Genomic DNA, 24836 nt, shown 5'->3' with positions numbered 1-24836 from the left:
TGAATCCTGGTTTGTGCAGCATTCGGAGATCTCTCACTGCGTTCGAGATGACGACGTGCTTGTGAGTGACACAGTTTTCAGAGATCTCTCACTGCGTCCGAGATGACGACGTGCTTGTGAGTAATGACACAATTTAATGAACACTCTCTCAATTACTGGATCTGCTTATTATAACGGTCATACTCCTGAACGAAGAAATCATTGAGATCACGCATATCCAGAACCGAACCGTTATAGGCCATAAAATCAGTCTTCATGTCAGGAATATTATAGAAGTAAATATTACTCGAATCGCTGGCAAGGGTATGCTGGCGTTTAATCGTACTTAATTCAGCGACAGAATTCCCGTAGGTTTTCACAAATGCTCTTTTAGCACGTAAGTAACGGCCATTAAAACGGGCAGAATCTTTCAGGCAGACATCAATTTTGTTAGCCACACCGCCCAGCTGAATAAAGGTTTGTCCACCAGCTCTGATGGTCAGGGTATCACTTTTTATCCAGTACATGCTTAAAGCGCCATCCCCCTCCAAATCAAGGGTATTAATCCTCTCAATCCCGGCTAACTTAACGCGTGGCTTTCCAGACATGCGCAGGTGCAGATTGCGCGATTGTACCCCGTTAATTTCGGTATACCCTCCTCCCTTCACCTCCAGCACGCCGACGTTAATGTGGCCGCCGAGTACTGTCCTGCCTTCATTTTCCAGATAAAGATCAAGTAGTCCTGAATTTAATCGCGGCCCGGTCACAATTCCTGCGCCTTCATAACGGAAAGTATTTAGAAAGCGTCCGCGAATATCCACAGTCACACTGCCATAGCGGGGATATCCACTGCCTAAATTCACCACCAGCGTATAGTTCTGGACTTGGGTACTCACCTGTACCAAATCCCGGGGATCACCATGTAAGATAACCTGCGGCTTTGAATAGCCGGTATGCAGCACCACATTCAGGCGGCCGCTAGCTGATACCTTATTAAAGGAAGGCATAGCTCGCGTTTGCTGGGTTTTATTCACCGGTACAGGCGGCTGTTCTGTAGAGTTCACAGTAGAGTGCCTGCAGGCTGACAGGAGAAATAAAATGCAAATCAGGGAGATAACACGGGTTAACATAAGCCGACATTCCATACCAGGTTAAGCTCCTACATTAGAATAACTTGGAAAATTGCGCAAGCAATTATCGTTTACTTTGATATAAGACAACCTGCCCCCGCAGGGGCAAGCATGGATATCTAATACCAGGACTCGCTGTTAAAATCAGAGATACCCACTTTAGCCGGACATCCTTCATAACGCTTGGCGTCAGGCGCTCGTTCAACCAGCTCTGCCAAAGAATCCTGTTCGGGAATTAAGGCGGGTAATTGTACAAAAATATCAACCAGCATCCCATTTTTACAGCCCAGATATACCTTTCTGGTGCTGGCGTTTCCAAAAGAGAGGCGCACCAGCTCCTGCAATTGCAGTCGATCCACCGTTTCGCCGACATGCTCGTGTAAAAACTTTCCTAAAGCTGTTTCTTCCATGTCTTCAGTCAGGCGAATTGCCAAAGCGAAATATTCGTCAGCAGATAGCAATTGACAGCTTCCGTGCTTATACCATTCGTGGCGCTCCAGACAGCTGCCATGAGAGTAACTGGGCATAAAATATTTGAGTGAAGCAGATACTGGTTCTTTCAAACTCAGGGGCGGGTAATCGCAATGATTAGTGCGAGGACTCGTGCCGCAGAAGCCATAATGCTCGCCGCATTGTTCCTGATTTGGCCATAAGCCATGTAAAACCAGATGACTGGCCTGATATGAGCGAGACGGCAAATGAAGGCATTCCGGTTTCCCGGCTTCATATCCATAGGTCTGGCAGAATGCAGGCTGCCAGCTAAATGCAAGTACATAGGAATCCGCAAGCCCGGGGCTTTGCTGACAACGTGGAGCAGGGCTTGGATGATAGGAAGAATCGCCGCAGTCACTACTTACCCAGCGAAGCGAGGTGTTATCAGGCAGATACAGGCGAAACCAGTCCGGATTATGCGCACGATTAATTTCCCTGATTTCGAAAACCTGTCCCGGCTGTAAATACACGTTGTCAGGATTGGTTTTTTTGTTTTTTGAAACATACGCAGGACAGGTTTTTTCTATGGTAAAACTGCCGGATGCCGGCGCTGCCAGAGCAATTGTAGGGAGAAGGCCGAAAAAAAATACAAAAATCCATGTACGCATAAATCCATCCATTTTCTATTGGTGTTTGAGTATAAACTGATTTGCCGATTTGGCAAAAACTCTTATTTATCAATATAAAAAGGAAGACCTTCACGAATGACAAAAAACTGTTTCTCTGTCAGCCCATATTTTTTGCGAGCTAAAGCCAGATCATTGACCGGCTGATTAAAATCTTCTGCACCTAATTGAAAGGTTCCCCAATGAATGCCAATTGATCTATGGCTGCCTAAGTCCAGGTGCGCTCGAACAGCATCCGACGGATTCAAATGATAAGGTTTGGCCAGTGAACGCGGTTCATAGGCTCCAATTGGTAAAAATGCGAGCTGTGGTGTTCCCCATTTCTTTCTGATTTCTTTAAAATGCCCGAAATAGCCCGTATCCCCGGCAAAATAAATTTTTCTGCCGCTAATTTCCACACCAAAGGATCCCCAAAGTGTTTTATTGAGATCATAAAGCCAGCGCTGCGAATCATGATGAGCGGGTAAAAGGCTGATTTTCGTCTCTTTTACATTCACAGATTGCCACCAGTCCAATTCAGTGACCTGTTTAACTCCATTTCGCTCCAAAAATACTTTATTACCCAAAGGTACAATAAATTGAGGATGGTATTTCTGTTGCAATTTCTTAATGGTCCCCAAATCCATATGATCGTAGTGATTGTGGCTTATGAGCACCAGATCAATAGTTGGCAGCGTGTCAAATGAAAGGCCAGGCTCGCGATGCCTTGCAGGTCCAATCCACTGAAACGGGCTCGCACGATAAGAATAGATCGGATCAATCAGGATATTAATTTTTTTGCTTTGAATAAGTACTGTGGAATGATTAATAAAGGTAACCATTGCACCATCGGGATAGTTTGCCGGTAATAGCGGATAAGAAATTTCGGGTAAACTTGCTGGCCATTGATTTTGCAGCACGGAAATCCATAGATTGACCAGGTCATAATTTCCGTTGCGTTTTTTACCTTTCTCGTCCGGATTGTAAAAGGTTTTACCATCAAAATGGTCAGAAGGAGGCCCTTTATAAAACCCGGTCTGACAGCCAGATAAAAGACAAATAATAACAAGCCATAGAATTTTCAAAATGACTTCCATTTCAATAGGATTCCAGATGGGATTAGATTTTTGACTACAGCCCGGAGCTTAAGAGCGTTAAACGCACTCTATCATACCTGCAAGAATTCGCAGGCTCAATATGTTCAGCTTAAAATTAATAAACAGGGGATTATCATTCCCCTCTTATTTTTGAGTAAAGAATAAAAGGGGACGATTTCAGAAAAAACTCAGAATACTTAAGGCCTAAAACATTAGACCGCAGTAACTTCCTCAGCTTGCAAGCCTTTTGGGCCTTTAGTTACCAGGAATTTTACACGTTGGCCTTCATGCAGTGTTTTACGACCAGATGTTCCTACGATTGAACGAAAATGTACGAACACATCATCTTGGCCATTGTCACGGCTGATAAAACCATAACCCTTGTCATCGTTAAACCATTTAACGGAACCAGTTTCTACTATAGCAGACATTATACTTTCCAAAAAAAATTAAACATAAACCTGTACAAGCAAACGAGCCTGAATTGCCGTTGACAGAACGCGATATTTTCACTACTTTGGAAACACAAAAGGAGGGATTTTTCACGAATAACGCTCATTCAATCTTGAACACTTGATACAAGTGATTACATTATAACTTACTGAAGTTTAAATAGCGAGAATTGCGACTAAATTATTTATAACTTTACAATTCATTCAGCGTAGATCGGGCACTTCGCCCGACAATTTCCTTTTTTTTGCTTTCTAAAATTGAACTGGCTTGTTTAAGCATTCATAAACCTATCAACCCAATGCTCTTTTGCTAAATTTGATGAAAATGAATGTCGGGCGAAGCGCCCGACCTACGCTTTCAAATTGAAAGCTTTATGCATACTAGCGGTTAGGCGCGTTATTTGAGTTATTGCGGGTTAATAGGCGGCAAATCAGAGGCAGGCTTTCTCTGGCTTGTGGTTTGCGACAACTGGGTTTGCAATGCCTGCCATAATCCACTTCCCTGCCATGTTTTCTGTTGCTGATGATAAAGGGCTTCCGACAAGGCATTAATCTGTTTCTTGAGATTCATATCAAAGATTTGCTCACAGATATCAGCCAAACTTAAAATTCGCTTTTCTGGCCAATGAAGTGAAGCCCATTCAATTAATGCCTGTTGCGCCTCGATCGGCTGATTATTCAGGCAGGCGCTCTGCAGACGTTTTAATACTGCTTTTTTACCTGCTCCTTTGTGCGACTTAAAATATGGCAGATTAAACCGGCCCAATTTAAGAGTTAACAGCCAGGCCAGTGCGAACAATGCGGCAACTCCCCAGGCTAACCAGGTGCTGGCTGGCGTTACCTTGTCAGCTGAGGGTGTTTCTGCAGGAACTTCTGCCGCCACGTCCTGTGCTTCAGACGGCGTATTCACTGAACTATCGGCGCTATTCGCTGTTGCCTGAACCTGAATAACCCGAGGAGCTAAAACAGCTACTTCATTCTTTTGAGTCACTGTATTAAACCAGGGTAAACGCAATTCAGGGATGGTAATTTTTCCGGCTTTATTAAACAGATAAGTTACTTTCAGCGTTTTGGTTCCTACCAGATAGGGTTGACGGTAACTGTTTTTCTCTCCTGCTTTTTCTGGATAGACTGAAAAGCTGTCCTTGCTGCTAAAATCCAGCGACGGTAATAATTGAGCGGGTATACCGACCACTTCCAGAGTAACTGTACGGGTTAATGTATCTCCCTGCCTGATATTAACAGGCTCTCGATCGTATTGATCATTCAGTATGACTTCATTGGCGGGCAGCCATTCTTTGCCTGTGAAACTGGCGGGAACCGATTTTACCTTGAGCGTGAGCGGATCTGCACTGATTTTGGTTTTATGGGGCATTTGATCATAAACCAGGGCGCTGAATACCGGAGGGGTCACGGTTAGTTCACCGCTTTTCTGTGGAAAGATAGCATATTGCTGTTCCACGACTGAAAACAGGCGGCCATTTTCCGTGGCTTGATATTGTTTACCATCGCCCAGAGGCACCAAAAGCGCATTATCAACCTGAGGCGCCTGAAAATCAGTGTCTAGTAACTGTAAACTGTTATACAGTTTGACCGTGTAAATCACTTGCTGATTAACATAGGGCGTCTTGTTATCCACTTCAACGAGCAGCTGCAGATCGTCCTGTTTCGTAAGAGGTTTGCCGCTTTGTACTGCAGAAGCAGTGACCTCTATTGTGGAAGGCGTCGTACTTTCCTGCCCGACCTGAAGAGAGGGTATGGAAATAGTGCCCATTTTGAGAGGAACCAGAAAAACCGTCCATTGGTTGATGGTGCGAGCCTGCCCGTTAATGATGCTGTAATTTGTACTGCGTTCGGTTCCAACAATCTGAAAATTTTCCTGCAAAGGAGTTAAGTCCGGTACGGCATTCGTCTGGCCATCCATAGTCAATACCAGGCGGAACGATTGACCTATCTGTACTTTACTGCTCTCTATTTGAATGCTGAGCCCTGCAAACAGTATTCCTGAATAAAAGAGAATGAAAATGCTGATTATTTTTTTCATTGGTACCACCCCCGTTGCCGGCGTATATGATCACGTAGAAACTTTTCACGAAGTAAACCGCCTGGATCGTCAGGAATTAATTTAAGCCATTGTTCTTTGGCCTGTTGCTGTTCTTTATCTGACAGAGACGATTGCGCTTGTGCTGCAGCTTGTTTTTTTTCATCTTCATTGGTCTTTGACGTATTGTTTTGTTGTTCCTGCTTCTCTTTATTTTTCTTCGCAGAGGCCTCTTCTTCAGCCTGCTGCTCCTGCTGGCTTTTCTCTTTATTCATCTGTTGTTCAGCACCAGAATTGTCTGATTGCGGCTTATTTTGTTGCTGCTGATTATTTTTTTCATTGGCACTGGACTTCTGACCCTGCTTCTGCTGATCCTGCTTATTTTTCTGATCCTGATTTTGCCCGCCATTCTGCTCTTTATTTTGCTGTTTCTCTTTGTCTTTTTTTAGTAAATCAGCAACGAGCGCCCGGTTAAATCTGGCATCCTGGTTCTTGGGGTTTATTTTCAGAGCCTGATCATAGGCCTTCAATGCCTCTTCATATTTACCCTGATGAGCCAATGCATTTCCCGCATTATAAAACCCTGTTTCATTATTGAGCGACTGGTAAGCCTGAGCGGCCTGCTGATAATTTCCTGCGCGATATGAAGCAGCTGCCTGCCAATCCTCCTGCTTAAATAATTCACCAGCTTTATTATATTGCCCCTTTTGCATCATCTCAGCTGCCTGCTGATCAGGTGTGTACCATAAATCCTTCCAACTGAAAGACCAGGTCGATGCACTGGCGAAAATCAACATTACCAATAACAAAACTCTCATAACTGCACCCTCTGCAGCCAACCTCTTCTAAACACGGGCATAAGAAACAGTAAGGCTGGAATCAAAAACCAGCGCCCTTCATCCTGCCATACCGGAATTTCATTTTGTTCACTCAAGGCATATTGTCTGCTGGTTATTGCCCGACTCAACCATTGATTTAGCGAAGCACCTTCATTATTTAAATCAAGCAGCATTCCCTTGCCGGCATTGGCTAAGGGTTTAAATATTGGATATACAGCGGAATCTGCCAAAACAGGCATAATGGAGGTTTCTATGCCCTGATTGGCCAGTTTGGACGCCGCTTTCAAAGCAGACGCATCGGGAGGAGTGGCCGTCAGCACCAGGATTTGTCCACCCGAAAACCCTGCCTGTTCAATCAATTGGGCAGCCTGCTGCAGCGCAATCGATAAATCCTGGCCATTCACTGGCATAATTTGTGGATTCAGGGAGTCCAGCAAGCTATCAATGGTTTTAGCATCCTCCGTCAATGGCGATACTACAAAGGATTCACCTGTGTAAACTATCAGGCCTGTTTGTCCCGTGTCTTTACGGTTGAATAAATCATGCAAAATGAACCTGGCTCGCAATAAGCGATTGGGTTTTAAATCTTCCTCAAGCATTGCCTCGGATAAATCCAGCACTACGATTCTGGGCTGCAATAATTTAAAGGCCGGCACAGGCAACTTTTTCCATACCGGTCCAGCGAGAGCAATAATAATTAACCCAAAACTGGTTAATAACAGCAGTAAGGAATGCTGCCTTTTTCCAGAGTGCTGATTTTTGATTAACTGCGATAATAAATGCGGATCACAGATGGCAGCCCAGGCTTGCAAGGGAGCTCTCTGCTTCCAAAGGCGCCAAAATAACCAGCAAAGCGGTAGAAAAGCAAATAACCATAGTGGACGAAGAAAATGAAAGTCAATCACAGTCCTTTCTCCTGATACACAGTATTTCGCTGTAATAAATAATTAAACAGCCCCAGGCTGTTTAAAAGCCAAATCATGATCAGAGCCAAGGCAAACGCCAATGGCCAGGGATAATATTCGTGTTGCGGTCTGAGTGTTGTGTGTTCCTGCTGCACAGTTTCAAGCTGATTAATTTTTTGATAAATCGACTCCAGTGAACTCGAATCGGTTGCCCGGAAATATTGACCGCCTGTGATTGAAGCAATCTCTTTTAGTGTATCTTCATCCAAATCAGCCCCGGCCCCCATGTTAATAAATGGGCCCGACATCATGCGGGGATCCGCTTCAGAGCCTAAGCCAATCGTATATACCTTGATTTGTTCGGATTTTGCCAGTTCCGCCGCTTTAAGAGGCAGCAAGACCCCCGAATTATTGGCCCCGTCGGTTAATAAAATCACTACACGGCTACTTTTGGGAACATCTTGCAAACGCTTGACCGCAAGTCCCAGCGCATCCCCAATTGAGGTGGTTTTGCCGGCCAAGCCCACTGTAGCATCTTCAATGCGCAATAACACACTGTGGCGATCATAGGTTAAGGGAGTCTGCAGATAAGCCTGACTGCCAAATAAAATAAGGCCGATTCGATCACCTGCCCTCTCTTTGACAAATTGCTCAGCAGCATGTTTAACAACAGCGAGGCGTGACACCGGCCTGCCATTCATTAACATATCATTTAATTCCATACTGCCGGATAAATCGAGAACCATCATAATATTACGGCCCTCTCTTTCCAAAGGTAAAGGCTCTCCCACCCAGCGCGGGCCAGCAGCAGCCAGAACCAGTAACGCCCACACCAGAAACCAGAATCCAAGACCGGATTTTTTACTCAGAATATGTTTATCCTGTTCAGCGATGGCACGCATGGATTGATAAAACGGAACCTGTAATGCTGCAGGCAGGCTTGAACTGGCTCGTGGTATTAAAAACCAGAGGATTAACGGCAAACCGAGCAAAAGAAAAACCCAGGGGGAAGCTATTTCAAACATCGTTTACCCCGTTGTTTTATCCAGGTTTTTGCTCGCGCAAATAAAGGCGCCAAGCTAACCTGGCTGGTTGAAGGTTGATAGGGAAGCTCAAGCAGCAATTGACGCACCGCATTAAAATTTAGTTTGCGTCCCGTTTGATTCAGGAAATTAATCCATTCCTCTCCCTGCAAGCTGGCCACTGTTTCACGTGAAAAATACACCAACGCAACCCGCTTTAACAATTCAGAAACCCGGGAACTGGCTAACTGACTGTTTCCGCTGCGCTGATACTCTTCCTGATATTGAGCGAGTAATTTAAGTGCATGCCGCTTGGGTTTGCTGTTTTTCTGATACTCAATGAAATAGTACAGTCCCCCGGCAAAGAGCAGGAGAACAAGGATTAGCAAAATGTACCAGCCTGGCGCCAAAGGCCACCAGCCGATAGCCTCCGGCAGATGAATATCACGCAGATTTTCCAGAGCATTGGTCTTAGTCACGTTTCCTCCGCGGAAATGTCTGGTAAATCACCTGAGGTATATCGTTTTCACCATTAATCTGCGTATATTGAATATGCAGCTTTTTAAATAAGTGCTGTAAACTCTGCTGACGCTGATCGCACCATCGCTGATAATCTGAATTAACCTGCGAATTTGCGGTATCAAGCAGTAACTCCTGATGACCGTCGGTCATGGCATAAAGTGCAGGTAAGGGCGAGTGTAACTCCAAAGGATCAACAATCTGATAGGCGAGAATGTCATTATGTTCATGTAAGCGGCTTAAATTTTTTTCCGCTTCGCCATTCAAATGATAAAAATCGCTAATCAAAACAATGATACTGCCAGGTTTTACCACCCTTCTTAATCTGATTAATGCTTCGCCCAGAGGTTTTGGAGGACTCTCAGTCATCATGCCGCTTGTTTGATTAGTATATTCCATTAGCCCTGCCAGGATAGGCAGGACACCCCCCTCACGCGACCTGGGTAGATATTCATTATGCCGTTCAGAGGAGTACAGCAGGGCACCAATTTTGTCACCCTGCTTGACCGTAGTCCAGGCAATCATCGCCGCCAGTCTTGCAGCAATCACCGATTTAAACGCCTTGCGAGTACCAAAATACATGGAGGGATTGAAATCAACGACAATCACCACTGGCCGTTCGCGCTCTTCCTGGTAAAGCTTGATGTGAGGCCGCCCTGTGCGTGCGGTTACACGCCATTCCATATGACGGATTTCATCGCCAGCCTGGTAATTTCTTACCTCTGAAAAATCCATTCCCCGGCCACGAAATTTTGATAAATGATTCCCGCTGCCAGGAGCTCCCTTCTCAGGTTTGTATGCCATTTTGCGAGCGAAACGTTTAAATGCAATCAGTTCCGCAAGATCAATTGACACGCCGTTTACCATATTTCTTTTTCCAATTCACAGCTCATTTATAGAACCAATCAACTAACCTGCCGTCTTTGCGAACGAAGTGAAGCAATCCAGATCGAAACCTGCACAAAGCCAGGATCTGGATTGCTTCGCCAATGCTCGCAAAGACGGTTTTTTGTGCATCTATTTTTATCCCGAGTATCAAGGTACTGCCACCAGGCGCAATAGATGATCAATAAAATCATCGCTGCTAACCCCTTCCGCCTCTGCTTCAAAGCTTAGTAATACACGGTGCCGCAGCACATCATGGGCAATCACATGAATATCTTCCGGCGTTACATAATCGCGACCAGCCAGCCAGGCATGCGCCTTGGAGCAGCGATCCAGAGCAATAGTCGCCCGCGGACTGGCACCAAAACGCAGCCATTTCGCCAACTCTTTGCTATACATTGCCGGATTTCGAGTAGCCACAACCAATTGAACCAGATAATGTTCCAATGCCGGGCTGGTATGTACCTTCAAAACCTGCTTGCGCGCTTCGAATAATACGCGCTGGGGCAACTGTTTAATTTTCGCCGGTGCGGCTTGTACAGGATCCATTGCCTCCCGTCTGGCCAGAGCCAGAATATCCTGTTCAATAGCCGCATCTGGATAACCGATTTTAACATACATCAGAAAACGGTCGAGCTGCGCTTCTGGCAAAGGGTAGGTGCCCTCTTGTTCAATCGGGTTCTGAGTCGCCATGACCAGGAATAACTCGGGCAGAGGATAGGTCTTCCCCCCGATGGTTACCTGACGTTCCGCCATGGCTTCCAGGAGTGCAGACTGTACTTTTGCAGGCGCGCGATTGATTTCATCTGCCAGTACCAAATGATGGAAAATAGGGCCTGGCTGAAATACGAAGGTACTGGTTTCAGGATGAAACACGTCGGTTCCGGTTAAATCTCCGGGCAAGAGATCAGGAGTAAACTGAATGCGATGAAAATTGCCTTCAATCAGAGCGGACAGTTCTTTAACCGCCCGTGTTTTGGCAAGCCCTGGTGCTCCTTCTACAAGGAGATGCCCATCTGCGAGCAAGGCAATCAGCAGGCGAGATACCAAAGCGCGCTGGCCAAGGATGCGATCATTTAGAAAATGACTAATCCGCAAAATTTCCTGCTGCACAGATTGTATTGTCGTTTCCTGCAGTTGCTCCATTTATTCAACCTCGTGCAAAAAAAAACATAATCCTAGCGTGAATCCCTGTTCGTGCCAAGATCTCGTTGATATCGAAAGGCGGCCAAGGGCCTTTAGCGCAGTTATAGACTACAATTATAGGAATACGAAGCTGCCATTGAACAATTGACAGCAGCACATCAATCAAACCTCAGGGAGGAGGACGCTAATGAATAAATTAAAAGGAAAAAAAATCGCCATACTTGCCGCCAATGGCTTTGAGCAGGTTGAAATGGAAGCACCTCGCAAAGCACTGGAAAATGAGGGTGCAGAAACCTTCCTTATCTCACCTGAAAAAGAGGAAGTACAAGGCTGGCATCATTTTGAAAAAGCGGACAAATTCCCGGTAGATATTCCGCTTAAAGAAGCAAAGGCTGAAAATTTTGACGCGCTCTTACTTCCTGGCGGCGTGATCAATCCTGATCAGTTGCGTCTGCTGCCAGAGGCTGCAGAATTTGTTAAATCAATAAATAAACAAAATAAACCAATTGCAGCAATCTGCCACGGACCCTGGTTATTAATCAATGCGGAGCTGGCCAAAGGCAGGAAAATGACTTCCTGGTTATCGATCAAAACCGATTTAATTAATGCAGGTGCTGAATGGGTTGATGAACCCGTGGTTTGCGATCAGGACATTTTAACCAGCCGAAAACCGGATGATATTCCTCAATTCAATGAAGCAATGATTCGGCTTTTTGAATAGCTCCACAGTGGAGAGAGTCGATGAGCCTTGATCGTTATCAGAAGAAAAGGGATTTTCATAAAACCCCCGAGCCTAAGGGCCGTGTTCACCGAAAACACCGCTTTCTTTATATTATTCAGAAACATGCCGCCAGCCATTTACATTATGATTTTCGCCTGGAACTGGATGGAGTTCTAAAGAGCTGGGCAGTTCCCAAAGGCCCTTGCCTTGATCCCGCGGTGAAGCGGCTGGCAGTACAAGTAGAAGATCATCCCGTTGAGTACGGCAGTTTTGAGGGGATTATTCCCAAGGGCGAATATGGCGGAGGTACGGTCATGTTATGGGACAAGGGAAAATGGAAGCCCCTGGATGATGATCCTGCCAAAGCCTATGAAAAAGGACATTTACATTTTGAATTGCAGGCTGAAAAACTCAATGGGCAGTGGGATCTGATTCGCTTTAAGGAAAAGCAGTGGTTTCTCATTAAACATCGGGACAAGGAAGCAAGACCACTTGACGAATATGATATTACAAATGAAGAGCCGAATAGCGTTGTCAGTCATCAGAGCCTGGACGAAATAACCCGGAATTACCAATCTGTATGGCACAGTAAAGAAAGTTCCCAAAATAATAGCCCGGTTAAATCCGCTAAAAAAAAACAAAAAAAGTATAAGCTGGCTCTGCCTGCCCGCCCATTTTTACAGAATTGCCCAGTCGAATTAGCTACGCTCACCAATAAAGCTCCCATTAGTGACGACTGGTTGCATGAGCTGAAATTTGATGGCTATCGCATCATAGCCTATAAACGTCATTCGCAGATTCAGCTGCTCTCCCGTAATCAACTGGACTGGACAAGAAAATTTCCGAATGTCGTCGATGCCCTGAAAAACCTGCCCGTGGACAATATTATTGTGGATGGTGAAATTACGGTTCTGGATGAAAACTCCCGCTCAAGTTTTCAGTTGCTGCAAAATGCCATGAGCAATGGGGCGCAAACCCATTTTACCTATTATCTTTTTGATTTGCTCTACCTTGATCAATACGATACCCGTTCTCTCCCGCTTCTCGAAAGAAAAAAGCTGCTCGCTGCTTTGCTCGAGGATGCAGAGGAAAGCCTTCGCTACAGTGACCATATACTGGGTGACGGAGAAAACGTTTTCAAACAGAGTTGCGATTTTAATCTGGAAGGTATTATCTCCAAGGACATTCATAGCAGTTATCAAGGTAAGCGAAGCAGGAAGTGGCTTAAAATAAAATGCAGTAAACGTCAGGAATTCGTTATTGGCGGCTTTACCAAATCAGAGAAGAATCGCACTGGGTTTCGCTCCCTGCTTTTGGGTGTTTATGACGAGAACGGGCAGCTTAATTATTGCGGTAAAGTGGGTACAGGCTTCACTGAAGCCTCCTTAAAATCTATTGCCAGACAATTGGAACCCCTGCAAATGGCTAAGAACCCTTTTAATACTAATCCACCTGGAGTCAGAAGCAGCACCTGGGTGAAACCTGAACTAATCGCCGAAGTGGAATTTAGTGAATGGACAGACGACGGCCATTTAAGACACCCCAGTTTCAAAGGTTTAAGACTGGATAAAATGGCGAAAGAAATCCGGAATGAAGAGGAAATACCGTTAAAAAAAATAACGCCGGTCAAGGGGAAGAACATGCCCGCAATTAAATTGAGCAATCCCGATAAAATGATTTATGCTGAAGACAGCATTTGTAAAAAGGAACTGTTTGATTATTATCAGGCCATTAGTTCCTATATCCTGCCCTATATTCGCAATCGGGCATTAACCCTCGTTCGCTGTCCCTCTGATTATAAAGACTGCTTTTATCAGAAGCACCTTAATCAGCAAAACCCGGGGGGCCTTTATACGATTGAAGTGGAAAGCAAACGCACTGAGAACATTGAAAACTGCATCTATCTGAAAGAGGAGAAAGGATTGCTCGCTCTGGCGCAAATGGGAGTGCTGGAAATTCATCCCTGGGGCAGCACCGTCGAGCATCTTGAGCAGCCTGATGTTCTGGTGTTTGACCTTGATCCAGATCCTGAAGTCAGTTGGAAAATGCTGGTGGATGCCGCTTATGAAATCCGGGAGGAGCTTGAGCAATTAAAACTATCTGCATTTATTAAAACGACAGGCGGGAAAGGCCTGCATCTCGTCATTCCGATTCAGATTAAATATGACTGGGAGTCAGTCAAAGAATTCACTCATGTTTTTGTAGAATATCTTGAAAAAAAATATCCCAAAAAATACACCAGCAATATGGCGAAGGCCAAACGCAAGGGAAAGATTTTTGTCGATTACCTCCGAAATCAGCGCCAGGCAACCGCCATTGCACCCTATTCGCCCCGCGCAAGACTACATGCACCGGTAGCTACACCAGTGCATTGGGATGAATTGACCGATAATCAAAACGGTTCATTTTATACCATACGAACTATCTTCAAGCGGCTTGAGCAATTGAAAGACGATCCCTGGAAAGAATTCTGGACAATTAAACAAAGCCTGCCATTGGATAAAATTTAAAGTCTATTATGAGGCCCAGCTTCACTGCCGTTAAGTTAAGGAATTATGTCCTTCCCGCGAAGGCGGGAATCCATTCCTCAATTGGCATTGTAGCTCGCTCAGAGATAGATCCCCGCCTTTGCGGGGAAGACAGTTTAAAATACAACTCAGCGGCAGTGAGGCCCGACTTATTGGCCTAATCCCGTACGAATTAAACCGGTTCGAGAGTCGGCATCGGCGTTTTCGATCACGGTTTTCGCATTATCGGTAAGCAATTCATGTCCATTCAGGCTGCGTTTAAAAAAGCCGCTATGCTGATAAGCATACTGATGAATCTCCCTGACCAGATTGATATCATCCATCCGGTCCTTGTATTTTAAAGTGAGTTCCGCGGCAAATTTCGAGCGTGAGAAAGGTCTCTCAGCAATATGCTGTCGAATATCCGCTCTTGTCAGCGTCGGATGCTGGTCTACGAAGTTGCTGGACTTGAACCAGGAGGATTGTCCCATATACAAGGCCTGATAAATTTTCTTAAACGCCGCGACAAAACGCTCATTCTCTGCCGGCACCAGTTCAGGGTAAGCCGCTTCCCACAGTAATTCCAGCTCCTCTGCTTTTAATACATTGGCTGTCTTGGCAGCTTCATAAGCTGCTGTATAACCCGCCGCCTGTGGATTAGAGGGCGCCATCTTTGCGAAATGAGGCAGCAAATGCCAGTGTTTTAATTCGACCGCCAGTTCTATCGCCGTTTTATTCTCATATTTTAACAGCAATGCGTCATTACCTGAGAGCGGGTTATACCGGGCAGCCAAAGCGATTAGGAACTTCTCCTGATTTTCCTGTACAGCAATATGAAAAGCGTTGACCGCCCCGTTCTCAGGTTTCTCATATCTCCATTCAGGATTCGCCCCTTTTGCCAGTAAATCACAAGCCAGTTTAAATTGTTTGCATTGGGCGGCCCATAACATGGTGGGGCTATATTGCTGCCTGTCTGCTTCGTCTGTCTTTTCTTTTGTTAATAGCTCTACAACTTCCCAGTTCTCAAGAAATGCTGCCAATCGAGCGGGAGAAAGACCGTCTGGGTTTTGCAAGGTCCTGGCCGTGCAGCGGGACAAATAGGGCTCAGCCGAAAAAGTGAGGATAGCTTCCTTATTGCCCCTTAAAATGCCCAGATGTAGACGGCTTATCTCCCGCTTTCCCTCTTCTTCATATAACCACAAGGTTCCTGGCGGCATGGCAGCAAAAATTTTATCTGAAAGTTCACTCAGATTTTTTTCATCTTCAGCGCGAAAAATTACTTCAGCGAATGCCTGAGTATCTTTGATATTATTGAAGTCATTAATTAAGGCTTCCACCAGATACCATTTTTTGAAATGAGCTGCCAAAAGAATAGGGGTATACCCATTATCAGTGGTCTGACTGCAGCACTCCTGGATATTCGGCAAGGCCAAAAGCTCTTGAATCCAATGAAGGGCTGCCTGCTTTTTATCTTCTGGGGAATTGGGGTAAGGGGCATGGATGGCCGCATAGTGAAGAATATTCCATCGCCCGATTCGTTCCTGGCTGGAGACATTGTTTATTTTTAACAAACGAATAGCCAGATCCATTTTTCCAGCTTTGGCAGCCAAAAGGGCTGCTTGTCCAAACCGCTCAGCATCTCCCTTACTGACTTCGGAGATGCAAGTAAACGCAGCGACTTTTTCCCAGTCGCTTTTTGCTGCGAAAAATGCAATGGGAGTTTGGTTTTCGGAATTGATTTGGCTTAACTCTGCCTTATCTTCTAATGTTTCCAGCATGTTTTTTAATTCTGCAACTGATTTTACACTGAATAAAGGCATTAAGTTTCTCCGCAGATGGGTATTGAGAGCATTTGGTGGGCTATTTTTGCACAAAAACAGGCTGTGAATCAATATCGCATTGTTTAAACAGTCCGGCATTGGATGGATGCCTCGGACAACCCCTGAAGATCTCCTCATTTTTTCATTCACCTTATCAGGCCAAAATGACTTTAAATAGTGTCATTTCCGCGTAGGCGGAAATCCATTTTGCAAACAAAGTTAGGAATTTCCTTGAGGAATAGATTCCCGCCTACGCGGGAATGACAGATAATAGAACTTCTTGAGCAATTGTTAAGCTAATCCCTGACTATATAAAAAATGAGGGGAGCTCTCGAGGCACTTAGGAGGGCAGAATGACTGAGAAACAAGATTGGGAGAAGGCCGGACTCAGACTATTTCTGATAATCGTTTTGCAGTTCTAAAGGCATCATTGCCTGCAGTCGTTCATACAGATCCAGTAAATCCGCACAGAAAACCTGAAACTGCTGGCGGGTTTGCCACAGTTCGTAATTTACTCCCTTACGAAAAGCCAGTTGCCTTGACAACATTTTGAATAGCTGTAAGTCCTGACTGGAAAAACTGAGATCCTGATTCATCTCCAAAAGCTCAATCAAGGTTTTATTTTGTTTGACCGGACGATGAACGTGCAGCAAATAAGCCTGCAGGGTCAATTGAAACGCAATATACATTAAAGAACTGATTGGGTTTAAATTGTCTTTAATATGTTGTCCTTCAATAAAATCATCGCGTAAATTACTCATCAAATGATCAGCCGCATAGGCATGCTGAGTAGCTATTTTTAACAACTCCAGTGGCGAGTAGTAATGTTTATCCATTAGATGCTCAATTTGATACAATGCTCAATTAATCAGAACGCGGATTCTGCCAGATGTTTACTGAAATTGCGAGTACAGATAATAGTTCCCTTCCCTGGTTCCTGGGCGCATTAAATTTGCCGCATCGCCTGATTCAGGGGCCACTGGCGGGCTTTAGCTGTTCGCCCATGCGGGCTTTATTTTACCGTTACACACCTCCAGCCTATTGCGTCTCGGAAATGATTTCAGCGCATGATGTTATTTACAAACATAGCGGGAAAAACCGCTACCTGCATCGCGCACCGGATGAGAACAAATTATGTTATCAGTTATCGGGAAATGATGGGGATTTAATGGCAAAGGCTGCAAAAAAACTGGAGTTTATGGGGGCTGATCTGATTGATATTAACTGCGGTTGTCCAAAAGCTAAAATCAGAAAACGAGGTGCCGGAAGCGCCCTTCTGGAGACACCCGATCATTTAGTTCGTATCGTAGAAAAAGTACGCGATGCGCTTCAATGTCCATTAACGGTAAAAATCCGTCTGCAGAATACTGACTCTGATCTCGCCTTAGTCCAGGTGCTGGAAAAAACCGGCATCGATGCTCTGATTGTACACGGACGGCGCTGGCAGGATGATTATGATGTAGCCTGCAACTGGCAGGCTATTCGTTTGATTAAAAAAGCAGTGAAGATTCCGGTCATCGCCAATGGCGATATTTGCGAAAGAAATTCTTTAGCAGCCGCCCTGGCTGCAACCGGCTGCGATGCATTCATGATTTCACGAGCAGGCACAGGCAAACCCTGGCTTTACCAGCAGTTATTGAGCCCAAATGGCTTCGATGTTGAGCTTGAGGAGCGCATTGAATTATTCCTAAGGCATCTTGAAGAATTATCCTGGCTTGAAAATGAGTTTCAGGCCGTGCTGCAAAGCAAAAGCCTGATTCGTTATTATTTTCGAGAACTTGGTTCAGTGCAATTGCAAACCTATTATGCCCTGAACTCATTACCATCGATCAAAGAGTACATGACCAGAATGAATAAGCATCTGACACCGTCTAGCGCAGACTACGTCCTCCATCCACATTTAACACCTGGCCTGTTATAAACTCATTTTTCACTATGGCCAGAACTGCCTCGGCAATAAAGTCAGGATGGCCATGACGTTTCAAAAGGGTTTCATCGATGATTTTCTGCTGCATCTGTTCTGATAAACTATTTTCTTTTTCGGGCCAGGCAATCGAGCCAGGAGCTACGGCATTGACTCGGACCTTTGGCGCGAACTCCTTCGCCAAAGCACGGGTTTGCATCAGGAGAGCCGCTTTGGTTTGACAATAAATCGCATATTCCTTCAGAGGGATTTCAGCATGAATGTCTGTAATATTAACAATCGCACCCTGCTGCTTTTTTAAATAAGGCAAGGCTGCCTGGCTGAGCTGATAGGGAACCTGTACATTCAGCTTGAACAGCGTATGCCATAAGCTTTCATCAAAGTTCTCAAAATGGTTTTTAGTAAACTGAGACGCGTTATTGACTATCAGATCCAGCCGCCCGGCCCAGTTGATAACCGGCTCAATAAGTTGCTCGCCTTTTTCCAGGCTGGATAAGTTCTGACAAAAAATCTGTGCCGAATCGGCTTGCTGCCGGTTAAAATGCAATGCCAGACTATCCGCCTCTGCCTTAGATTGATGGTAATGAATAGCCACCCGATAACCTGCCTGATGCAAGTGCCCGGCAATGACTGCGCCGATGCGTCGGGCCGCGCCAGTAATCAATGCCACTTTTCTGACTTGTTTCCTGTCCTGATTCAAGGTATGTTCCCCCTTTTGCCTGTTAATTATGAATGTCCCAACACCCTTAATCGCGCATCTCAGAAAGAATGAGGTCATTTCCTTTGCAGAATTTATGCATCTTGCCTTGTATTCACCGGAATATGGCTATTACACCTCTGCTCATCCCAAGTTCGGTGCTTCAGGTGATTTTATTACAGCCCCGGAGTTAAGTCCGCTTTTTTCACAGACCCTGGGCGAACAATGCCGGGAAATTTTAACGCATCTGGGTTCCGGTATCATCCTCGAGTTTGGAGCAGGCTCTGGGAAGCTCTGCGTCGAGCTATTGAAACAGCTGGCCAGAAAAGAGACGCTGCCAGAAACTTATTACATACTTGAAGTCAGCGGTCATTTACGCGAACGGCAGAAACAGCTTGTTCAGCAGGAAATTCCTGAGCTGGCCTCCAGGGTAGAATGGATTAGCGAATGGCCAAAGGCCTTTTCGGGGATTATTCTGGCCAATGAAGTTCTGGACGCCATGCCGGTTCATCGTTTTCTGCAAACTGACGATGGCATTTGTGAAAGCTATGTCGTCCTTGACGAGCAGGAACAATTGAAAGAAATCTTCAAACCCTGCACCAATACCCGCCTGCTAACTTATTTGAGTGAAGTCTTGCCGAAAGATTATTCTCCTTATTTATCAGAGGCTAATCTATACGTGGAAGGCTGGATTAAGCAGTGTGCCGCCAGTCTCGAGCAGGGGGTTATGCTCTTAATTGATTATGGTTTTCCTCGCGCTGAATTCTACCATCCCGATCGAAATCAGGGCACACTCATGTGCCACTATCAGCATCAGGCCCATACTAATGCTCTTGTTTACATCGGCCAACAGGATATTACTGCTCATGTGGATTTCACACAGATTGCCGAGGCGGCGATTGCAGCCGGCCTTGATGTGAGCGGCTATACCAATCAGGCTGCTTTTTTGTTGGGGAATGGTTTGCTAAGCTTACTGGAAGCGATTCAGGACGAAGGGCAGCGCTTAAGAGCCGCTCAAGCGGTCAAACAACTGATTCAACCTGGTGAAATGGGTGAATTATTTAAAGTAATTGCCCTGTCAAAGCACTATGACGGAGACTTGGCGGGCTTTCAATTACAAGATAAACGAGCGAGCTTATAAAATGAGTAAATATTTGACTACCGTCGAATTGCAGAAAGAATCCATGAAATTTTCCGCAGGACACACCACCATATTTTCGGCCACCGAAAGAGAGCCCCTGCATGGCCATATGTATGGCGTGTATCTGGCTTTAACGACCTGGGTAGAAGAAAACGGAATGACCTTTGACTACCGCTACTATAAACAACGCATCCATAATCTCTGCCGTTTTTTGAATCAAACATTTCTGATGCCCCAGTATTCGCCGTTTCTTCAGTTTTCAGAAGATGAGGAATATTATTATTTTGTGTTTAACAAGAAGAAAATACCCTTCCTGAAAGAAGACGTCACCTTAATGCCTTTAACCAATATTACGGTAGAAGAATTATCGCGCTGGTTTGTTGAGGAATTAATCAAGGAAAAAGAAGAGCTGGACAGACACCGTATTGAAAAAGTCGTTGTAAAAGTGTTTTCAGCTCCTGGCCAATCAGCAAGTCATGAGTGGCAGCGGCAACACAGGCAGGCAAATGACTGAGGTTCTCAATGTTTGTATCCCCCATACCATGCGGGATAGTTTTGACTATCTGGCCGATGGGATACAGGCAGCATCCGGCTGCAGAGTCTACGTGTCATTTCGTAATAAAATCAGGCTGGGCATCGTAACCGGTAAGTCAGACTCAAGCCTGCCGGCAGACAAATTAAAAGCCATTAGTGAATTGCTGGATGAAGAACCGATCATCGGTGACGAGATACTGAAACTTTGTCGTTGGATAAGTCAGTATTACCAATCCCCACTTTCCGAGGTGTTGCCGCTGGCCTTGCCTAAAAAGCTGCGCGACGGGAAAAACTTAAAACCCTTAACCATCAGGCCATTGCTGCCCCTGGAGGAAAATCAGGTTAAAAACCCTCTTTTGCTCAATGAAGAACAGACACTGGCGGTTAAGGAAATTCATGCACATCTTCACCATTACCATTGTTTTCTGCTTTATGGAGTAACCGGCAGCGGGAAGACCGAGGTGTATCTGCAAAGCATCAGCAAAGTGCTTGCCCAGGGGCTTCAGGTTCTGATTCTGGTACCAGAAATCGGCTTGACACCGCAATTGCTGCGTCGATTTCAGGAACGTTTTGACTATCCGATGGCCGTTATTCACTCGGGGCTTAATGAAACCGAACGAAGCAAGGCCTGGCAATTAGCTGCGGCACACCAGGTGGGGCTTGTGATTGGAACCAGAGCCGCTGTCTTTACCCCCATGCCTCGACTGGGCCTAATCATTATTGACGAGGAACACGACAGTTCATTAAAGCAAATGGAAGGTGTTCGTTATTCAGCCCGCGATACCGCTTTAATGCGTGCTCATACCGCCAATATTCCGGTTATTCTGGGTTCTGCCACCCCCAGTCTCGAAACACTTCACAATACCAGACTGGGAAAATATACGAATTTGCCTTTACATCACAAGGCACTGAATCAATCCGCTTTGCAATTTCAGGTAATTGATTTGCGAAATACTCTGCTTAATCAGGGTTTAGCCCCGGCGACCCTGCAGGCAATTAAAGAACAGCTTCAGCAAAACAATCAGGTTCTTATCTTTATCAACCGCCGCGGTTTTTCTCCTGTTTTATTCTGCCAGCTCTGTGGATGGATAGCGGATTGTCCTGGCTGCGACAGCCATCTGACCTTTCATCGGCAGATTAATCGGCTAATCTGTCATCATTGCGGCTTTAATCAATCAGCGCCTTTAGGCTGCAGGAAATGCCAGAGCCCGGGACTTTTACCTCTGGGAACAGGTACCCAACGCCTGGAAGAGTTTTTGCAGGAAGAATTTGCCGATTACCAGATTATGCGGGTAGATCGCGATGAAGTGAGTCGAAAAAACGAGCTGAGCAAGCGGCTTGAGCTAATCACCAAGGGAGAAGCCCAACTCATTGTCGGCACCCAGATGATGGCCAAGGGACATCATTTCCCTAAACTGACTTTGGTGGTTATTGCTGATGCTGATGCCGGCTTTTTCCACCCTGATTTCCGAGCTATTGAACAGTTAGGTCAGCTACTAACTCAGGTTTCGGGGCGCGCCGGCAGAGCCTCCCTTGCTGGAAAAGTGATTATTCAGACGCATGTTCCGCAAAACCCCTATCTTAATTTGCTGATTAGAGAAGGCTATAACGCGTTTGCCGATGCCTTGCTAACAGCGCGTCAGCAAGCTGCTTTGCCGCCCTTTCACTACATGGCTTTAATTCGAGCCCAGGCACGTCATCCCGATAAAGTGATGGCGGCACTTAAGGAGATGAAAAAGCGTTTGTCTGCGTCTATGATTACAGTCCTTGGCCCGGCACCTGCCCCGATGGCGCGTAAAGGACACCAGCATCGCATGCAGTTATTGCTTAAATCACCGGCGAGAAAGCCCCTGCAAAATGCGTTGACCCAATTGCGGGAATGGTTAACAATAGATAAAACACATTCCAGCGTTCGCTGGAATATTGATATTGATCCCCTGGATTTATCATGACTCAAAAAAATAAAGTACATCAGCGCATTTTTTCTATTGTCTGGGGTGATATGGACGCCTTGGGACATGTCAATAACGCACGCTATTTCGACTATTTTCAAGAAGCGCGGATTGAATGGCTGGCAACGCTGAACATTGATCTGAAACAAAATACGGGGCCTGTGGTTATTCATACCGCCTGTACCTATTTAAAGCCGGTTATTTATCCCGCCACTCTGGTGCTTGACAGCAGCATTCACAGTATTGGCCGCTCAAGCTTTGTCATTGACCATGACCTGTTTCAAAATGAGGAATTAATGGCCCAGGGCATAAGCAAAGTAGTCTGGGTGGACTATAAGCTGAATAAATCAATCCCTATTCCTGATGAAGTTCGGAACTGTTTCAGTTAATTGTGCAGGGGGGAGTTTTCGCAATTATCTGTAGGGCCCTTGACCCAACCTATATAAATAAATCCGTGGTTTTCATACCGTGGCAGTTCTCACCGGGATGTCGATTAACTCGTGTCCGTCCTCTTTTTTAAGCTGAATAAAAATAACGATCGAGGCAAAAGTCAGTAAGGACATGGCAATAAAGGTTAAATGAAAACTTCGGATGCTCAACGCCGGATCATGGCTCAGACTCGCTGAAATTCTGATTAGCAATGCCGCCGCGGCAACTCCGAAACTTTGTGCAAGCTGCTGAGTAGTACTGACAATACTGGTCGCCGCACTCATTTCTTCTGCATCCACATTCGCATAAGCCAGAGAATTCATCCCGGTATATTGCAAGGATATTAATAACCCATAAAAAAAGCTGAGCAGCGCTATCGCAATGAAGCTGGTCTGTGCATTAATGAAAGCGAACATGCCAAGTGCGATGCCTACAAGTATTGTATTGACGATTAACAGCTTTTTATACCCGAACCAGCGCAGGATATGCACCGACAAGGGTTTTACAATCAGCACACCCAAAGCCGTAGGGGCCAGTAATAATCCGGAAGTCTGAGAGTTATACCCAAGGCCAATTTGCAGTAACAGCGGTAATAAAAAGGGAAAGCCGCCGAATCCGAGCCTGGCAAACAGATTTCCCAGTATCGATACCCGAAAGGTTCGTATGCGAAAAAGTTCGATTTTTACTATGGGATGAGCCCTGTTGTAAGAATGCCAGGCGTATAAAAATAACAAACAAAACGCCAGCGGCAGGCTTAGAACGACCAGAACATGCCGCGCATCCGATTCGCTAAGAACTGACAAGCCAATGGTTAACATGGCCAGACCACTGCCAAAAAGAATAAATCCCCATTTATCCAGAGGCGGCATCGGCCGCGAAGGCATGGAAGGCAGCAGAAAAATTGCCAGAATGACCGTAAGGATACCAACTGGCGCATTAACCCAGAAAATCCAGCGCCATGAGAAATGATTGCTGATTACCCCGCCGAGCACCGGCCCCAGCATCATCCCAATCGCAGCAACCATAACCACCACACTCATCTTGCTCACCAGCTCATGACGCTCACAGGTACGCATGATGATGAGCCGGCCCACCGGCAAAGTAAGCGAACCGCCGACTCCCTGGGTAATTCTTGCAATAATGAGCTCAGGCAGGTTATCGGTAAAACCGCACCACACAGAACTGGCGGTGAAGAGCATAGCCGCCAGAATAAACACTCTTTTTGCCCCAAAACGGTCGGCTATCCAGCCACTGACCGGGATAAAAATAGCCAGACTGACCAGATAACTGATTAGAGCAATTTTTAAGTTAATCGGATTGACATTCAGACTTTTTGCAATCACCGGAATAGCCGTATTTAACACCGTGGTATCCACGGCCTCCATGAATAAGGCGAAAGAAACAATCAGGAGAATGATATTTTTTTTCATTAAGAAAAATCCGCTAAAATCCTCTTTTAAAATAGGCTCGATAAGCCTGAACGTCAACTTTAAAAGAAACACATGTCGATGAGCCAAAGCTGTTTATTCCCTTAAGACCAGTATATAATCCTTCCAGATTTAATAAGGGAGAAACAATTGATGAAAAAAATGGCTTTATTTTTATTCTGTGGTTTCACTGCATTTCAAGCTCAGGCGAATCCCAGCCTCTGCGGATATAGCGACTTTTTCCGTATAAGCGACGACAGCCGCCCTGATATTGCCATCGTTGATGCCAATACGACTCCTGAGCTTTTTATGCAGGTTCTGAGTCATTTAAGCTTTGAAATTCGTGACACTCCCGCCTGCCGCAAAGGGCGCGCCAACATTACCGTCGCAACCAACGATGGCAGAAGCTGGTGTGTGCTCCATCTTCAGGATGGGCCATTTATGATGCATCCCAAAGTTCATGCTAATTGCTCAGGCATGCGTTTTGTGGATATGTCCTATGAAGGAACCGGCAGCTTCCATTATACTATCCGTTTGGATTGAGCCTATAGCCTGCACCAGGCAGGCTATAC

23 protein-coding genes are annotated in these 24836 nt (G+C 45.5%); 8 read left to right on the top strand and 15 right to left on the bottom strand.

The features are described 5' to 3' along the window. Positions 1-152: 152 nt before the first annotated feature. From LXA66_RS08675 to LXA66_RS08625, 11 genes are all read right to left on the bottom strand, one after another. Positions 153-1109 (bottom strand): GIN domain-containing protein, encoded by a 957-nt coding sequence (locus LXA66_RS08675; RefSeq protein ID WP_233012815.1) that lies wholly within the window; start codon positions 1107-1109, stop codon positions 153-155. A 119-nt stretch (positions 1110-1228) separates the two neighbouring features. Next, positions 1229-2209, bottom strand: coding sequence for a ribonuclease T (locus LXA66_RS08670; RefSeq protein ID WP_233012814.1), 981 nt, complete (start codon positions 2207-2209; stop codon positions 1229-1231). Positions 2210-2271: 62 nt separating this feature from the next. Then, the gene (locus LXA66_RS08665; RefSeq protein WP_233012813.1) at positions 2272-3303 is read right to left on the bottom strand and encodes an MBL fold metallo-hydrolase; all 1032 of its coding nucleotides are present in this window, start codon (positions 3301-3303) and stop codon (positions 2272-2274) included. Positions 3304-3515: 212 nt separating this feature from the next. Further along, a complete protein-coding gene (locus LXA66_RS08660; protein WP_058507051.1) occupies positions 3516-3734 on the bottom strand; it encodes a cold-shock protein in 219 nt (72 codons plus the stop codon). A gap of 427 nt (positions 3735-4161) precedes the next feature. After that, on the bottom strand, positions 4162-5799 hold the full coding sequence (locus tag LXA66_RS08655) for a BatD family protein (protein WP_233012812.1): 1638 nt from the start codon (positions 5797-5799) through the stop codon (positions 4162-4164). Continuing rightward, complete coding sequence (locus tag LXA66_RS08650) at positions 5796-6614, bottom strand: tetratricopeptide repeat protein (RefSeq protein ID WP_233012811.1); 819 nt, start codon at positions 6612-6614, stop codon at positions 5796-5798. Before LXA66_RS08650 ends, LXA66_RS08655 begins: the two co-directional genes overlap by 4 nt. Next, positions 6611-7540: a VWA domain-containing protein gene (locus tag LXA66_RS08645; RefSeq protein WP_233012810.1), complete on the bottom strand. Its 930-nt coding sequence runs from the start codon at positions 7538-7540 to the stop codon at positions 6611-6613. The genes LXA66_RS08650 and LXA66_RS08645 overlap by 4 nt, the downstream gene beginning before the upstream one ends. Further along, entirely contained in the window at positions 7537-8565 is a 1029-nt protein-coding gene (locus LXA66_RS08640) for a VWA domain-containing protein (protein WP_233012809.1), read from the bottom strand. Before LXA66_RS08640 ends, LXA66_RS08645 begins: the two co-directional genes overlap by 4 nt. Further along, entirely contained in the window at positions 8553-9041 is a 489-nt protein-coding gene (locus LXA66_RS08635; RefSeq protein ID WP_233012808.1) for a DUF4381 domain-containing protein, read from the bottom strand. Before LXA66_RS08635 ends, LXA66_RS08640 begins: the two co-directional genes overlap by 13 nt. After that, positions 9034-9948, bottom strand: coding sequence for a DUF58 domain-containing protein (locus tag LXA66_RS08630; protein ID WP_233012807.1), 915 nt, complete (start codon positions 9946-9948; stop codon positions 9034-9036). Before LXA66_RS08630 ends, LXA66_RS08635 begins: the two co-directional genes overlap by 8 nt. A gap of 168 nt (positions 9949-10116) precedes the next feature. Continuing rightward, entirely contained in the window at positions 10117-11112 is a 996-nt protein-coding gene (locus LXA66_RS08625; RefSeq protein ID WP_233012806.1) for a MoxR family ATPase, read from the bottom strand. 187 nt (positions 11113-11299) lie between these two features. Here LXA66_RS08625 and LXA66_RS08620 point away from each other — a divergent pair, with 187 nt between their 5' ends. Next, complete coding sequence (locus LXA66_RS08620) at positions 11300-11833, top strand: type 1 glutamine amidotransferase domain-containing protein (RefSeq protein WP_233012805.1); 534 nt, start codon at positions 11300-11302, stop codon at positions 11831-11833. Positions 11834-11853: 20 nt separating this feature from the next. Beyond that, positions 11854-14343 carry a DNA ligase D gene (ligD, locus tag LXA66_RS08615; protein ID WP_233012804.1) on the top strand — a complete coding sequence of 830 codons (2490 nt, stop codon included), beginning with the start codon at positions 11854-11856 and terminating at the stop codon, positions 14341-14343. A gap of 167 nt (positions 14344-14510) precedes the next feature. Here ligD and LXA66_RS08610 read toward each other — a convergent pair whose 3' ends face one another. Together LXA66_RS08610 and LXA66_RS08605 are read right to left on the bottom strand one after the other, a co-directional pair. Then, positions 14511-16160 carry a hypothetical protein gene (locus LXA66_RS08610; RefSeq protein ID WP_233012803.1) on the bottom strand — a complete coding sequence of 550 codons (1650 nt, stop codon included), beginning with the start codon at positions 16158-16160 and terminating at the stop codon, positions 14511-14513. 392 nt (positions 16161-16552) lie between these two features. Beyond that, positions 16553-16996 carry a hypothetical protein gene (locus LXA66_RS08605; RefSeq protein ID WP_112218680.1) on the bottom strand — a complete coding sequence of 148 codons (444 nt, stop codon included), beginning with the start codon at positions 16994-16996 and terminating at the stop codon, positions 16553-16555. A gap of 53 nt (positions 16997-17049) precedes the next feature. Here LXA66_RS08605 and LXA66_RS08600 point away from each other — a divergent pair, with 53 nt between their 5' ends. Beyond that, entirely contained in the window at positions 17050-18081 is a 1032-nt protein-coding gene (locus tag LXA66_RS08600; protein ID WP_233012802.1) for a tRNA-dihydrouridine synthase, read from the top strand. Here LXA66_RS08600 and LXA66_RS08595 read toward each other — a convergent pair. Then, on the bottom strand, positions 18032-18784 hold the full coding sequence (locus LXA66_RS08595; RefSeq protein WP_233012801.1) for a pteridine reductase: 753 nt from the start codon (positions 18782-18784) through the stop codon (positions 18032-18034). The genes LXA66_RS08600 and LXA66_RS08595 overlap by 50 nt on opposite strands. 28 nt (positions 18785-18812) lie before the next feature. Between LXA66_RS08595 and LXA66_RS08590 the strand changes: the two genes are divergently transcribed. From LXA66_RS08590 to LXA66_RS08575, 4 genes are read left to right on the top strand one after another with little or no spacing between them, the layout of a single operon-like run. Then, positions 18813-19922 (top strand): class I SAM-dependent methyltransferase, encoded by a 1110-nt coding sequence (locus tag LXA66_RS08590; RefSeq protein WP_233012800.1) that lies wholly within the window; start codon positions 18813-18815, stop codon positions 19920-19922. A gap of 1 nt (position 19923) precedes the next feature. Beyond that, positions 19924-20436, top strand: coding sequence for a 6-carboxytetrahydropterin synthase (locus tag LXA66_RS08585; RefSeq protein WP_133140814.1), 513 nt, complete (start codon positions 19924-19926; stop codon positions 20434-20436). Beyond that, complete coding sequence (gene priA, locus LXA66_RS08580) at positions 20429-22408, top strand: primosomal protein N' (protein WP_233012799.1); 1980 nt, start codon at positions 20429-20431, stop codon at positions 22406-22408. Before LXA66_RS08585 ends, priA begins: the two co-directional genes overlap by 8 nt. Beyond that, complete coding sequence (locus LXA66_RS08575) at positions 22405-22797, top strand: thioesterase family protein (RefSeq protein WP_233012798.1); 393 nt, start codon at positions 22405-22407, stop codon at positions 22795-22797. Before priA ends, LXA66_RS08575 begins: the two co-directional genes overlap by 4 nt. Before the next feature lie 72 nt (positions 22798-22869). Here LXA66_RS08575 and LXA66_RS08570 read toward each other — a convergent pair whose 3' ends face one another. Next, positions 22870-24267: a DHA2 family efflux MFS transporter permease subunit gene (locus LXA66_RS08570; RefSeq protein ID WP_233012797.1), complete on the bottom strand. Its 1398-nt coding sequence runs from the start codon at positions 24265-24267 to the stop codon at positions 22870-22872. 147 nt (positions 24268-24414) lie between these two features. Here LXA66_RS08570 and LXA66_RS08565 point away from each other — a divergent pair, with 147 nt between their 5' ends. Next, positions 24415-24807, top strand: coding sequence for a hypothetical protein (locus LXA66_RS08565; protein WP_133140911.1), 393 nt, complete (start codon positions 24415-24417; stop codon positions 24805-24807). Positions 24808-24836 lie beyond the last annotated feature (29 nt).

The sequence above is a fragment of the Legionella sp. 16cNR16C genome (assembly GCF_021297775.1).
GTDB lineage: Bacteria > Pseudomonadota > Gammaproteobacteria > Legionellales > Legionellaceae > Legionella_C > Legionella_C quinlivanii_A.
The sequence above is the reverse complement of the archived record's forward strand: the minus strand, read 5'-3'. Positions and strand labels throughout refer to the sequence as shown.